Annotated in this window: 12 protein-coding genes; 4 read left to right on the top strand and 8 right to left on the bottom strand. The window is 24.9% G+C overall.

Translation table 11 applies throughout. The annotated features are described in order from the left end of the window. Nucleotides 1-105: 105 nt before the first annotated feature. The 5 genes from MarbSA_RS05700 to MarbSA_RS05680 all read right to left on the bottom strand — a co-directional run bounded on the left by MarbSA_RS05700 (nt 106) and on the right by MarbSA_RS05680 (nt 6,185). Entirely contained in the window at nt 106-1,278 is a 1,173-nt protein-coding gene (locus tag MarbSA_RS05700; RefSeq protein ID WP_221061136.1) for an aldo/keto reductase, read from the bottom strand. A gap of 324 nt (nt 1,279-1,602) precedes the next feature. Then, on the bottom strand, nt 1,603-2,859 hold the full coding sequence (locus MarbSA_RS05695) for an outer membrane protein assembly factor BamB family protein (RefSeq protein ID WP_221061135.1): 1,257 nt from the start codon (nt 2,857-2,859) through the stop codon (nt 1,603-1,605). A gap of 177 nt (nt 2,860-3,036) precedes the next feature. Further along, a complete protein-coding gene (locus MarbSA_RS05690) occupies nt 3,037-4,290 on the bottom strand; it encodes an ABC transporter permease (RefSeq protein WP_054834757.1) in 1,254 nt (417 codons plus the stop codon). A gap of 83 nt (nt 4,291-4,373) precedes the next feature. Beyond that, nucleotides 4,374-5,540 carry an ATP-binding cassette domain-containing protein gene (locus MarbSA_RS05685; RefSeq protein WP_221061134.1) on the bottom strand — a complete coding sequence of 389 codons (1,167 nt, stop codon included), beginning with the start codon at nt 5,538-5,540 and terminating at the stop codon, nt 4,374-4,376. Between the two features lie 87 nt (nt 5,541-5,627). Then, on the bottom strand, nt 5,628-6,185 hold the full coding sequence (locus MarbSA_RS05680; protein WP_244987852.1) for a PadR family transcriptional regulator: 558 nt from the start codon (nt 6,183-6,185) through the stop codon (nt 5,628-5,630). A 642-nt stretch (nt 6,186-6,827) separates the two neighbouring features. Between MarbSA_RS05680 and MarbSA_RS05675 the strand changes: the two genes are divergently transcribed. Together MarbSA_RS05675 and MarbSA_RS05670 are read left to right on the top strand one after the other, a co-directional pair. After that, complete coding sequence (locus MarbSA_RS05675) at nt 6,828-8,564, top strand: hypothetical protein (protein WP_221061133.1); 1,737 nt, start codon at nt 6,828-6,830, stop codon at nt 8,562-8,564. A 142-nt stretch (nt 8,565-8,706) separates the two neighbouring features. Further along, the gene (locus tag MarbSA_RS05670) at nt 8,707-9,474 is read left to right on the top strand and encodes a sugar phosphate isomerase/epimerase family protein (protein WP_221061132.1); all 768 of its coding nucleotides are present in this window, start codon (nt 8,707-8,709) and stop codon (nt 9,472-9,474) included. Between the two features lie 16 nt (nt 9,475-9,490). Here MarbSA_RS05670 and MarbSA_RS05665 read toward each other — a convergent pair whose 3' ends face one another. After that, complete coding sequence (locus MarbSA_RS05665; protein ID WP_054834763.1) at nt 9,491-10,282, bottom strand: HAD family hydrolase; 792 nt, start codon at nt 10,280-10,282, stop codon at nt 9,491-9,493. 703 nt (nt 10,283-10,985) lie between these two features. Here MarbSA_RS05665 and MarbSA_RS05660 point away from each other — a divergent pair. Continuing rightward, nucleotides 10,986-11,831 carry an NB-ARC domain-containing protein gene (locus MarbSA_RS05660; RefSeq protein WP_054834764.1) on the top strand — a complete coding sequence of 282 codons (846 nt, stop codon included), beginning with the start codon at nt 10,986-10,988 and terminating at the stop codon, nt 11,829-11,831. A 194-nt stretch (nt 11,832-12,025) separates the two neighbouring features. After that, nucleotides 12,026-12,154 carry a hypothetical protein gene (locus MarbSA_RS10425; protein ID WP_278522142.1) on the top strand — a complete coding sequence of 43 codons (129 nt, stop codon included), beginning with the start codon at nt 12,026-12,028 and terminating at the stop codon, nt 12,152-12,154. A gap of 202 nt (nt 12,155-12,356) precedes the next feature. Here the strand turns inward: MarbSA_RS10425 and MarbSA_RS05650 are convergent, their stop codons facing one another. Continuing rightward, nucleotides 12,357-12,587 (bottom strand): hypothetical protein, encoded by a 231-nt coding sequence (locus tag MarbSA_RS05650; protein WP_054834765.1) that lies wholly within the window; start codon nt 12,585-12,587, stop codon nt 12,357-12,359. A 661-nt stretch (nt 12,588-13,248) separates the two neighbouring features. Continuing rightward, the gene (locus MarbSA_RS05645) at nt 13,249-13,560 is read right to left on the bottom strand and encodes a hypothetical protein (protein ID WP_054834766.1); all 312 of its coding nucleotides are present in this window, start codon (nt 13,558-13,560) and stop codon (nt 13,249-13,251) included. Nucleotides 13,561-13,928 lie beyond the last annotated feature (368 nt).

The following is a 13,928-nucleotide window of genomic DNA, read 5'->3' as shown; positions in this document are numbered from 1 at the left end:
TGCTTATTGGTTGTATATTTAATTGGTGTATATTTTCTATTATTGATTATTATTAATTATATATTAGTTATTTATTGGCTATTTACATTATTAGCTATGTATTGGTTATCTATATATTATTAATTTGACTATTTTTCCTAATAATCGATAATACCATTTATCCATAGATTTACTAACATTTTTTAACTCTTCAATAATAGGAATTTCTTGAGGGCATTTTTTCTCACAGACTCCACATTGAGTACATTTATATGCTGCTGATTTATCTTCAGTAGCATTTACATACATTACTTGTGGTTTAAATCCTCCAAAAATTGATTTATCGTTGTAAGATGAAAAACAAGTAGGTATATCAACTCCTTGGGGACATGGCATACAATAGGCACAGTTAGTACATTCAACCTTTATTTTACTTTTAAACTCTTCCTTAACTTTTTCTAACATTTGTTTTTCTTCTAAACTAAGTGAATTTGGACTAGATTCTGATGCAGCATTTATATTTTCTTCAATGATTTTATCATCATTCATTCCAGATAAAACTACCTTAATATCTGGACTATCCCAAACCCATCTTAATCCCCATTCCCCCGGAGACCTTTTAACATTGAAATTTTCAATAATTTTTTTTGCTTTTTTTGGTAATTTTTCAACTAACATTCCTCCTCTTAGAGGTTCCATTGCAATTACTCCAATATTTTTTGATACAGCATAATCTAATCCTTCATTTCCTGCCTGATAATGTTCATCTATATAATTATATTGTATCATACAGACTTCCCAGTTATAATCATCGATTATTTTTTTAAATTCATGTAAATTGCCATGAAATGAAAAACCAAAGTTTATTAGTCTTCCTTTCTTTTTTTCAGAGTTTATAAAATCTAAAATTCCAAGATTTTTAAGATTTTCCCATTCTTCAAATTTTATAAGATTATGTATTAAGTAGTAGTCTATATAATCAGTTTTTAGCCTTTTCAGCTGATTTTCCAAAATTTCATCCATTTTTTCTCTAGTTTTGATAGCTTGAACAGGCATTTTTGTTGCAATTTTAACTTTTTCTCTACAATTATTTGATTTTAAAATTTTTCCAAGAGTTTCTTCACTTTTTGGATATAAATATGCAGTATCGAAATAATTAACGCCTTTTTCAATAGCTGTGATGATCTGTTTTTCTGTTTTTTCATAATCAATTACTCGATTTTTTTTTGGAAATCTCATACATCCATATCCTAAAACAGATAATTTGTCTTTATTTTTTTCTATTTTCCGATACTTCATGTTAATTCTCCTTATATTTATTATAATTAAAGATAAATTAATAGTTTAAAATAATATTATAATATAAAATTATACTATATAATATGAGATTATACAATATAAATTAATATAATATAAAATTATAACAACATAAAATTATACAATATAAAATAATGAAAATAAACTAAAACTAACTATTATAAAAATAAAATTAAATTCAAAATTATTAAATTAAAAATTAAATTAAAAATTAAACTAAAAATTAAAATTATTTTAGATTAAAATTAAATTTTAAAATAAAAATAAAGTTAATAATTATAAAGTTTAATTTTTATTTTTAATTTTTTATTTTCTTCTTCTTTTTATAAAAGTTATTAAACCTATTATTACAGCTAAAACAACTATTATAACAATTATAGCATAGTATACAAATACAGAAATTGGTGTATTTAATTTATCTCCATCTAATGAATATAAATACCCATCATTACCTGCAAAAAATATCACATCTCCGTATACTACTGAAGAGGAAGTTATTGGGGAATTAAATAGATAAGTTCCAGGATTATATGTTAATTCTGGATTTCCAGTATATTTATTCAAGATATATTGAGTTCCATCATTTGATCCAAAAACAACTTTATCTTCGTATATAGCAGGTGTAGTTCTAACATCTCCTCCTGTTTTATATGCCCATTTAAAAGTACCATCTCTAGTATCTAAACATGTTAAATTATCACTATCTGAACCAATATACAAATTATTGTTTCTTAAGTCTAATGATGCAGATGAATTGACTTTATTTCCCAAGTCATATTTCCAAGCAAGGCTTCCATCTGATCCATTTAAACTATATATGGTTCCATCAAGTGAACCTATATATAGTTTACCGTCTCCATAGCTAGGTGAAGCTACTACTTGATCTCCAACAGTGTAGTTCCATATTGGGCTTCCATCATTTCCATTTAGTGCGAAAACTACTCCATTTGTAGAACCAACATAAACTGTTCCATCGACATATGTTGGTGAAGATTTTACCTTTCCTCCAATTTCTTTTTCCCATAGCTTAGACCCATCTTTTGTATTTAAAGCATAAATTTTACCATTATCTGCTCCAAAATAAATAGTATCATTGGTTAATGTTGCAGTAGATTCAATTGGTTTTGAAATTTCAAATTTCCAAGATAATTTTTTATTTTCAATGTTATAACTATACATATATCCTTTATTATTATCTACATTTGTACCTATAAACAAATTATCTCCTTTAACAACTGGAGATGCTTGAACACTTCCATTTAATTGATATTTCCAGTTTATATCACCATTTTCCATATTTATAGCTTCAAGTAATCCATTTTCAGATGCCAGGTATATTATTTTGTCTTGTATAGCTGGAGAGGATAGAATAGGATTATTCATACCATGTATCCATAAATTTGAAACAAAATCACCTGCTTCTTCTATAAAACCAGTATGTTCAATGTTTTCTTGAAACATTGTCCAATTATTATTAGCTCCTGCAATAGGATTTATAAAAATAGCAAGAATAGCCATTCCTATTAAAATTTTTTTAAAATTATTTGTCATCGATTTTGACATTAAATCACCAAGTAATAATTAAATTACTAATAATTAAATTACTAATAATTAAATTAGTAATAATTAAATTACTAATAATTAAATTAGTAATAATTAAATAAATAGTTAAATCAATTAAATTAATATTTAGATCAACATTTAAATCAGTATTTTTATTATTATATTTTTTAACCTCTATTATACATCTCTGTCGAATCTTATAACTCCTGCAACAAAGAAAAATACTAAAAATCCTAGAAGGACTAAGAGGTCAATCCATATATCTCCTATTCCTGCCCCTTTAATCATTACTCCCCTCATAGCATCATTTAAATAAGTTAATGGGAATAAATAAGCTATTTTTTGGAAAATCCATGGCATAGTTTCTATTGGATAGAATACACCTGATACGAACATCATTGGCATAGTGAAAGGCATTACAATCTGTGTATAATCTTCTTGTGTTTGTGTAGTTGCAGAAATCATTATTCCAAATCCAACAAATGTTAATGCTCCAAGTATAAGCACTCCTATAGCTAAGAAAATATTTCCGTTTATCGTTATACCAAAAAGTAGAATCGCCGCTGCCAGCAGTATTAGAGCTTTAGCAATTTCTATTATTAGTTTTGAAAATATTTTTCCACCTACAACAGTTGTGATGCTTGTAGGAGTCATGAATAATCTTGCTAATTCTCCTGTTTCTCTTTCACCTGCAATAGATTGACCCATACCCATCATACATGACATCATAACAGTCATAGCTAAAACTGCTGGAACTAAAAAGTCAATATATGCAATATCGCCATATATTCTGTTTATTTGTAAGTTTATAGAATTTACTATTCCATTAACATTTGATGAAATTGAACTATCTGCTCCTGAGCTATCTGCTGCTGAATTGTCTGCTGTTGAATTATCTGTTGTATTTGCTACTCCACTACCATTTGAAGAACTACTTTGAGGATTCATTGCAGTATTTTGAACTTCTAAACTAGCTAATTTCTCAGCACCTATCTGTGCACTCAATTGACTAAACAATCCTTGTGTAGCTGGAACTATGGCTTGAGAAGCTATTTGATCTGATGAATCTAGATAAAGTACTACCATTTTACTTTGATCCGTCCTAATATCATCATAATTTGGTGGCAGTATTATAGCTGCCTTCACCTCTCCGTTATTTACCATCTCCTTTGCTAGATTCACATTTGAAGTAATATTTTTTACTTCAAAAAGAGACATATTTTTAACTGCCATAAGTGTTTGGTCCGCCATTTCGCCATGACTTTGATCTACAATAGCTATAGGAACATTTTCGATAGTTCCTCCCATACCATAGCCAAACAATACTATCATTATTATTGGGAAAAGAAACATTGATACTAATCGTGGTTTATGTCTCCAAAGGGATAAAAGATCCTTTTTAAGCATCCACATAAATTTTTTTCCTTCCATATACTCTCAACTCTTTTTATAATTATTATTTTTGATTGTCTGTAGTTATTATCTTTATTTGATATTTTTATCTATCAGTGTATTTATTCATCAATTATATTTATATTAGTTTTATCAACAGCTTTTTTACTAGTAACATCTACAAAAACATCTTCCAAAGATGGATCTCTAGTATTAATTGATTTTATATTACCTTCGTTCTTAATAATGATTGCAATAACATTACTAACACTATTTTCAGCAAATCTGTCAACAGATATTGTTAATCTAGTACCATCACTAGTTTGATTAGAAGTAACATGATAAACAACATCTAATTTTTTGATATCTTCTAAAATTTTATCATTCATATTTTTAATCATTATACTAATTTCTTTGGAATGTTTCTGTATTTCTGCAAGATATTCTGGGCTGTGATTGTCTGGATCTTTGTCAAAAAGAGCTGTAGGAATATTTTTATGTTTTAATGATTCTTCAATTGATTTTAATTCTTTTGATTCTTTTTCAGTGAATTCCCCTATACTGGACAAGCTTTCCATTTTTTTAAGAACTTCTAACTCGTTTTTATGCATTAAATTATCTTTTAATCCTTGAGGAGTATCATATGCAGCTAATTCTCCTAAATTCATAATACCAACATTTTCACATAACATTTCTACTTCATACATATCATGAGAACATAAGATTATAGTATGCCCATGATCATTTAATTCAGCTATTAAATCCCATAAAACCATTTTAGTAGTAGGATCTAAACCTATTGTTGGTTCATCTAAAAATAAGACATCTGGTCTATGAATTAAACTTGCTACTACGGATACTTTTTGTTTTTGACCTCCAGACATTTGTTTAACTAGCTTATCTTCAGCATACTTAATATCAACTAGCTCCATGAGTTCTGGGATTCTTTCTTCTTTTTCATCTTCATTGAGTCCATAGTAGTCAGCACAAAGTTCTACATTTTCTTTAGCTGTTAAATCTTTATACAGACTAACAAGTTGTGGAACCATTCCTATTTTCTTTCTTACTTCATTTGGATTTTTGGTAACATCGTAACCTCCAACTGTTGCAGTTCCACTTGTTGGTTTTATAAGACAGGTTAACATTTTTATTGTTGTGGTTTTACCTGCTCCATTTGGTCCTAAAAATCCAAAAATACTTTTATTTTTTATTTTCATATTTAAATCATTAACAGCAAGAAAATCACCATATTTTTTTGTAAGTGAATCAGTTTCTATTGCATATTTCATTTATTCACCTCTTTTTAGTTTAAATCCTTTTTTAGTTATTTTAATTATTCAAATGTTATTTTACTTTTTAAGATTTTTTGGGATGTTTTAACATTCTTTTTGATTTTTACAATCTTTTCCTGCATTTTTATGAGGAACTATAACATCTCTCCAAAATTCTTTCAATATTGGTGGAACATCTCTATGAGGCTTTTTCTTTATTAATTCAATGGTATTAACTCCTTTTTCTGTAGCTTCATAGAATTTTAATTTTCTTTTTCCTTGAAATTCCCAATCTCCTTTTATTAATCCTTTTTTTTCTAACTCATGAAGGATAGGATATATTTTATTAGGGCCAGGTCCTTTAAATTTTAGTTTTTTCGTGGTATTTCCTTCCTTCATTTTTTTTATTATTTCATATCCATGAATTCTTTCTTTTGTTATAATCCAAAGAACTATTATTTTTAAAAAACCTTTCATAACTCCTAATATCAATGTTTTATCAAACTCACCCAAAACTGGAAAATCTTCATTTTTTTCTAAAAATCTTTCATCATTCTCTTTATAATCATCATTTTTATCTATTTCATCATCATATATTCCTGATTCTCTGTAATTATTAGTTGTATTGATTATATTTCCCCCATATTTCGTTTTTTTATTCACTTAAATAAAATCTCTAAAAAACTCTAAATAATATTATCTTATTATTAAGATTTTTGGCAATATCTTCAATTCATTTCTTAACAAAAAGCCAATGTATATAAAACTGATATATTCAGAATCATATATATCAAATTTATGATATATCTACTTTATAGGTATTCTTTTATATATAAACTTTCCTACGTTTGTGTAAATATTCTATAATCATATCAATATAAACTATTAATTGTATATAGAATATGTATAAAACATTAAGTAGTAATATTAAAGAGCAATTTTGGCGTGATTCAATGATTTAAAATAGTTTTAAGAACAATATTTGAGCTTTAAGAATTATTCTTGAAATTAAACTTTATTTAAAATTTTTATATATGGTTTTTAAATAAATAGTAAAAATAATAATATTTATAAAGGATTAAATATAAACTATATAAAAGATTAAATCTATTTATTAATTATTTATACAAGCGTGTTTTTTAATTAGTTTCATATAATATTTTATTTTCATCATATTTTGCGATTTAGTTTCATATAATGATGAATATTAAAAATATGCTTATTAATAATATTGATTTTTTGAGTTTACAGATTATTAATAATACTCTTTTTATTTTTAGATAATTTTAAAAATGGTGATATTAAATGAGAATATTTCATAAAGCAGTTGAAATTCGAGTACTAGTTGCTTTATTATTATTTATATTAACCTTAATTATAAGCTTAGGAATTGTTTCTGCCACTGAAAATTTAACTTATAGTAATGGAAATGATAAAGACATTGTAAAAGAAAATTCTAATGTTGATAATTCCAATATTTCTATAAAAACATCAACAAAACCTTCAAAAGTTTCTCAAAGTAGTGTTATAGCTGCTTCAAAAAAGCTTAAAGCTCACGTTGATAAAAATAAGAGGTTACCAGATACAGTAATTATTAATAAGTATAAATTTTCAATGCCAGAATTTTTTTATTTAATGTCAAAAACTATTAGCTATAAAAATAGTAAAATAAAGTCTAATGTAGCTGTTAAATATAATATTAAAAATCCTAGTAAAGCTTCAGGAACTTGGGTTAAAGGGAAAATTTATTCATATTATTATTCAATATATGCAAATAAAATAATCAAAAATATTGATAAATATAATAAAGCACCTGATTATTTAGTAACTGCTGGAGGTAATAAATTACAATATCAATCAAATATTTATTTATTTGCATCTGTATTAAGTAAAACAAAAACTAAACTCCCATACTATGTAAATATTAATATAAAATCAGCAAATCCTATAAATAAATATTTACCTTATTATGATAGGAATAAAGTTTCAAGTAAAATATTAGGGAAAAATAAATTAGGACATGTGGAATTAGTAGGCCCATATGGAAATATTGATTCAAAAATCAAAATAGCGTACATAATAAGAATTTATCCATCAGAAAATAATTTTCAAACTGCTCTTTATGAGTCTTTAGCTAACTCAAACTTAAAATATGCATATTATGTTTATAAAATAACTTTAGCTAATAATAGTAATCAAGATTTTGAAAAAATGAATACTCAATTACTCGCTCAAGAATACATTATTCCAAACATTAAACTAAATAAATATAATTTAGTAATTGATATTCATTCTAATCGAGGGATAAATGTTAATGGATCTGATAAAACAAATTTCATGTTTGCTCCAAAAAATAGCACTTCATCAAAGATAATTGCAAATAAAATAATTAAAAATATCACTGGATTTTCTTATTATTATCCTGAATTTCAAACAAATTCATCATATTATACTGAACAGTTGATAAAGTCAGGAATTAAAACAATAATTTATGAAACATCTTTCAACGAATCTAATACTACATTAAGCTATATTCAAAATTTAATTACAGAAGTGGATAAATTAGCCTTAGATAAAGAAATGGATGTTGTTGAGTCAAAACTTCAAAAAACTTGGAGTCTTTCAAAAGCAAAATTGGGAGTTGGAGATTTAAAAAATATTAATAAGTATGAATATTTAAGTATTTATAAGCATATTAAAGCTTTTGAAGGAAAAACTATTACTTTATATGTTAATGGGGGAAAAACTAGTCACTACAAGATATTAAATAATTTAGGTCTTTCAGATAAAAATAAAATCAAATTAAAAGCATATTTAGATAATTATCCTAAAATATTCAGTGAACTGAAAACAATGGCTGCTGCTGGAAAGGATAATACTACTGCTTATAAAAATAATTATAAAAAATTAGAAGCACATTATAATCAATCCTATAAACTAGCTAAAAAGGCCGGTGCATCTAATGTAGCTTTAAATGCTATTAAAAATAAGTGGTTATCAATGTGTAATTTATTATATGATTTAAAAAATTTCTTAAATTAATTTTTATTTATTAATTCTATAATATAAACTTATTAATTATTAAACATATAATAAACATTATTTTTACTTTTTATTATTTTTTATTCTTATTTATTTAATTCTAATTAATAGAGGCAAATTAACCCTAAAAAGAGGCAAAACAATGAAACTGGGATTTTCATCATTATCACTTTTTATGAAGTCTTTAGAAGAAATTTTAGATATAGCTACTAATGATAAATTCGATCTTTTAGAGTTACTTTGCGAAGGTCCTTACTGGCCAAGAAATCTTCTTAATTCACAAAATCATATAGATCTTGAAGTATTTGATTCATATAATATTGAATTAATGTTACATAGTCCAACCATTGATTTAAACCCTGCTAGTATGAATGAAGGCATAAGAAACGAAACAGCTAAGCAAACAAAAGAAGCATTGGATTTAGCAGCTAATATTGGTGCAGTAGCAATTACTACTCATCCCGGTGTTGTTCATAGAAAAGAAGAAAGAATTAGAAATTTAGCAGTTGGATTCTGTATAGAAACCTTGAAAGATTGTCAAAAATATGCTGAAGATGTGGGTGTGATACTTTCAGTAGAGAACATGCCTAACAAACAGAAATATTTAGCTAATTCTCCAGAAGAACATAAAAAACTAGTTGAAGCTATTGGATCTTCAGCTACAATTGATTGGGGGCATGCTAATACTTATAAATCTCCTGATGAATATTTAAAAATTCCTAATATTAGCTATTTCCACCTTAATGATAATGAAGGGGAAAAAGATTCTCATATTTCTCTTGGAAAAGGATCAGCAGATTTTAGTAAAGAATTTTTAAACCAGGTTAAAAAGGGAATAATAGAATTAAATAATTATGAGGATGTTTTGAAAAGTAAACAATATATTTTAAAAGAGTTGAATACTGATTAAATTTAAAATTCAATATTTAAAATTCAATATCTAATACTTGACATATTTGATCTATAACAACGTCTACAGCATCAAAAACTTTCTTTGATACTTCTTCATTTTGTTCAAGTGTAAGAACTGCTAAATCAGCTTTTTCAAATGCAAGTATGTCGTTTGGTCCATTTCCAACCATCATAACTTTATATCCTTCTTCTTGTAATTTAGCAACAATTTCTCTTTTTCTTTTTGTATTAGCTGTTTCGAAAACATTTTCTTCAGGTATGTTTATGATTTCTGCAAGTTCATACAATGACTTTGCTCTATCTCCTGATGCTATAAATGTGTGGATTCCTCGGTTTCTGAGAGTTTTAATAACTTCACTAACATATGGAAATACTTTTCCTCCAGCAGCTATAACATAATCGACTTCATAAGTATTTAAATTTAAAATAAAAGCAGAACCACTACATAATTCAATGAAATTATTCTCTGCACTAAGTTGGTATGCTGTTTCATGGAATTCTTTTAGTTTAATATTACTTTTTTTTAATATTGGTAATATTTCTTCTTTTGAAATGTTTGAAGATGAATAACTGATGTCTAATGGAATATTATAGTTTTTTATGAAATCATACAACTTTTTTTCACCATTAGCTAACATAATACATTTTTTTGTATCAGTTTGTATTACAACAAGAGCACTGTTTCCTAATTCATCTATTAAATCTAAAGAACTATTATCTGCTCTTTCACCAGTCTTAATGTTTTTAACAACTCTGCATCTTTCTAATAATGTTCCTGCATTATCAAAGACAATAGCTTTTTTCATAGTAAATACCTATATTGTAGTGTTTTATAAATTCTAAATTATTTAAACTTTAAAAATATAATTATATTATTAATTTTTATATAATTGTATATTATTAAATATAATTTTTGGAAATATCTTAACTTTTTTACTTTTCAAAAGTTCTTTTACAGAAATGAAATATGAAAGAAAAGTGAAAAAAATAACTGAAAAAGTAAAATAATTAGTAATATTGTAGGAGAAAATATTAATTTGAAAAAATCAAATGGATTTCTTAATAAATACAAATTGAGAGTAAAGAAAGACTATCAAAAGCCAAAGAGAATGTTTATTCAGAGCTGAATGTCAATGATCAAGAAAAATGCCTTGAATTTATTAAAAACAGATTTAATAATATTTTTACTCATATAACTATTTTAATATTAATTTGAAAAGTATTCTATTTTTTTCTTTTTTAAGACCTTTATATTGTTTATATTCTTTTTTGGGTTTTCCAAAAATGTTTTACTAAATTCACCAGTTAGTATTGCATATTTTATTGTGGTCATTAAATAATTTTATTGAATTTTTTCTGACATTTTAGATCAATAACTTTATTTTATTTTTAATGATATTTATTTTATTTTTTATAATTTCAAAGTTTTTTATTAGTTTTCATATGCTCCTTTGGATTAATTGTATTTTATAATATCATTATACATTTTTATAGTGAGGGATGATTATTATGAAAACTGTGGAAAACATATTTGAGGCAGTAATCCAACAAGAAGGAACATTATTTAAACAACCAGAAGTATTTACATTAGAATATTTACCAGAAATATTAAGATTTCGTGAAAAACAATTAAGAGCTATGATCAACCATAGCCGAACATTAAATAATGATCATGCTCCAACCAATATGGAAATTACTGGTCCTTATGGTACTGGTAAAACAACAGCTGTGAAGAAATATTTTGAATTAATAGAAAATAAATTTAATGTAGCAACTGCTTATATTAATTGTGAATTTGATAAAACAGAAAATCAAATGTTGACAAAGATCTATAATAAATTATATAAAAAAAGTGTTAAAACAGGGGTAACAACCAATATTCTTAAAAATAAGATAGTTAACTATCTTGGTAAAACAGAAAAAGTCTTAGTAGTTTGTTTAGATGACTATGGATCAAATAAAATATCTGGCGATGATATTGATCAAATAAACAAAGTTATGTACACTTTACTAAGGGCTCATGAAATAGATCACAAAGCTAAAATCAGCCTAATAACAATCACCAATCGAAGATATATTAACTTTGTATTGTCTCAGAGTGTTGAAACAATATTTAGACCTGTCAATGTTAATTTTGATGCATACACTTTAAATGAAATTAATATTATTTTAAGTGATAGGTGTGAATTAGGTTTTGCTCGAGGTGTAATTAGTGAAGAGGTTATTTATATGGTGGCTGAGCATGCTTATCGTGAAGGGGATCTGAGGATAGGTATAAGATGTTTATATGATGCAGGTCGTAATGCAGAACTTGTGGGTAGTAGTACTATTGGAAGAGAACATTTAGACTTTTAATTTTTTTTTAGGGTTTTATATGATGAATTATATTTTGAATTCATTTTTGTTTAAATTTGATTTTTTATTTTTTGGAATTTGTTTTTTTTAATTTGTCATGGAATTTTTCATAATAGTAATCATCATGATACTTACTATTAAGGAATTTTCTATATTCTCCAATGTTTGAATTAAATTTGTGAACAGCTCCACTAGTGAATTGGATTGATAGAACTTTTTTAATAGGGTCAAATCCAATTTTATGTATTATGGGGCTGTTTATTTCATATTTAGGTTTGCTAATATTTTCACCTCCTGCTTTTATGGTTTCTGAATGGTTATAATTTTTGATAAAAGTAGTATATAAAAATTGTTGAATTGTATTGTTAAAAAATTAATATTAATATAATTATTATTAATATTAATATAATCATTATTTTTTTACACTTGAAATCCTACTTTTTTCTCTTATTTTCACTTATAATTATTTATTTATTCTTTTGCATTGTTTTTAAAATTTATATTCTTCATTTATTAATCATATTGTTATTTCTCATAATGTACTTTAAATGCATCTTTTATTGATAATGTTTTAATTTCATTATCACCATATACGATTTTAAGGGTTTCATCTTCTAATACGAGAGATTTAACTATTTTGTTAGGATCAAAATTTTCTTTAATATCTTTTGTAATGGTTTCTATAGGTTTTCCCACAATAAATTGGTAACTATGATCTGAATAAACCACTTCAATTCTTTTTAAATTTATTTTCATTTTTTAACATACTTCCTGCTATATTATATAATATATTTTATGTTTTCCATAATATTTTTAATTTTTTATTAAATATTAAAAATCTAATAAATAGTATCAGAAAAATATCAACAATAATAGACAAGATAATTTGAAAAGACCTTAAATAAAGATTTAGAAACCTTAGATGAAAATATTTTACTAGTCCGAGAATTAAACACTATTATGAAATAAAAAAAGAAGCTGAGGAAAATCAAGAGAAAAAAGAGAATACTAATCCTTGGCGATATGTGATGATAACATTAGTAGCAGTATTCTTAATAAGTAGACTAATAAACATAATACTATTATCAGATATTAAGCATTCTGCATTTGAGGAGATATGTTTAGGTAATATTCAGATGAGATAATATTATTCAAGTCAATATTTCTCTAATCAATATTAAAATTATTTGTTAAAATTGTATCATATCTATTTTTTATATTTATTTTATAAAGCTATTTTTACAACTGTATGAATTTATCAGAGAGCTGATTTTTTATTTAATACTTTTTTGTTAGGATATATTGATACTAAATTTTTTATTTATAATATTTAAAAGAAGTTAATTTAATTAATTAAAAATTTAGCTAGTTTATTTTTGTTATAAAATTAAAAAAAGAAAAAAAATGTTTAAATTTGTTATTCTGTTTTCCCATTTTGACAGTAGTATTGTCCAGGTTCTTTTTCATTTAGTTTATTCTCGAAATATATTTGGCAATTAATACAGTTGCATGTTTCATCATAGTTTAAGTCTTTGCATAATGTAGTTCCTGTGGCACAATATATTCCAGGTATTTCTTTTGGATTTGGCATATTGCCTTTGTTCATTTCTTCTATGATTTGTGGTAGCATTTTAAATCCTTTTTGAGCACATTCACTTTTGTCTTGAACCATACATTTAGGGCATTGACATTTTTGTAGATTTTCTATATTAAATTCTATCTCAGTCATTATATTCTCCCCTGTCTATTATATTTATTAAACAATTTTATTAAACTTTTTGGATAGATAATACTAATTTTTCTGGTCATAATATTAATTTAAAATTTTAAAATATATTATATTTGATAGCTATTAAAAAGTAATGTTTATTATTGTAGTTTAATATATTAATTAAAATAGTATTTTTTTTGTTCAAAAATTATAAATATTTCTCGTATCATAATTTACATTAGAGCTTTTGAAAATACTTAAGATATTTATATAAATTCTTAAATATAATTATCAATTAAATGTAATTATCAAATATCATTTTATCATATATCATTTTATCAATTTCATAAAAATTAACATAATATCATAAAAAATTATCAATTATC

This window comes from Methanobrevibacter arboriphilus, from assembly GCF_019669925.1.
Lineage (GTDB): Archaea > Methanobacteriota > Methanobacteria > Methanobacteriales > Methanobacteriaceae > Methanobinarius > Methanobinarius arboriphilus_A.
The sequence above is the reverse complement of the archived record's forward strand: the minus strand, read 5'-3'. Positions and strand labels throughout refer to the sequence as shown.

Excerpts from the sequence above, each read along its gene's own strand:
- MarbSA_RS05685 (WP_221061134.1), bottom strand. The coding sequence starts at position 5,540 with ATGAAATATGCAATAGAAACTGATTCACTTACAAAAAAATATGGTGAT.
- MarbSA_RS05665 (WP_054834763.1), bottom strand. The coding sequence starts at position 10,282 with ATGAAAAAAGCTATTGTCTTTGATAATGCAGGAACATTATTAGAAAGA.
- MarbSA_RS05660 (WP_054834764.1), top strand. The coding sequence starts at position 10,986 with ATGAAAACTGTGGAAAACATATTTGAGGCAGTAATCCAACAAGAAGGA.
- MarbSA_RS05670 (WP_221061132.1), top strand. The coding sequence starts at position 8,707 with ATGAAACTGGGATTTTCATCATTATCACTTTTTATGAAGTCTTTAGAA.
- MarbSA_RS05700 (WP_221061136.1), bottom strand. The coding sequence starts at position 1,278 with ATGAAGTATCGGAAAATAGAAAAAAATAAAGACAAATTATCTGTTTTA.
- MarbSA_RS05650 (WP_054834765.1), bottom strand. The coding sequence starts at position 12,587 with ATGAAAATAAATTTAAAAAGAATTGAAGTGGTTTATTCAGATCATAGT.
- MarbSA_RS05675 (WP_221061133.1), top strand. The coding sequence starts at position 6,828 with ATGAGAATATTTCATAAAGCAGTTGAAATTCGAGTACTAGTTGCTTTA.
- MarbSA_RS05695 (WP_221061135.1), bottom strand. The coding sequence starts at position 2,859 with ATGTCAAAATCGATGACAAATAATTTTAAAAAAATTTTAATAGGAATG.
- MarbSA_RS05690 (WP_054834757.1), bottom strand. The coding sequence starts at position 4,290 with ATGGAAGGAAAAAAATTTATGTGGATGCTTAAAAAGGATCTTTTATCC.
- MarbSA_RS05645 (WP_054834766.1), bottom strand. The coding sequence starts at position 13,560 with ATGACTGAGATAGAATTTAATATAGAAAATCTACAAAAATGTCAATGC.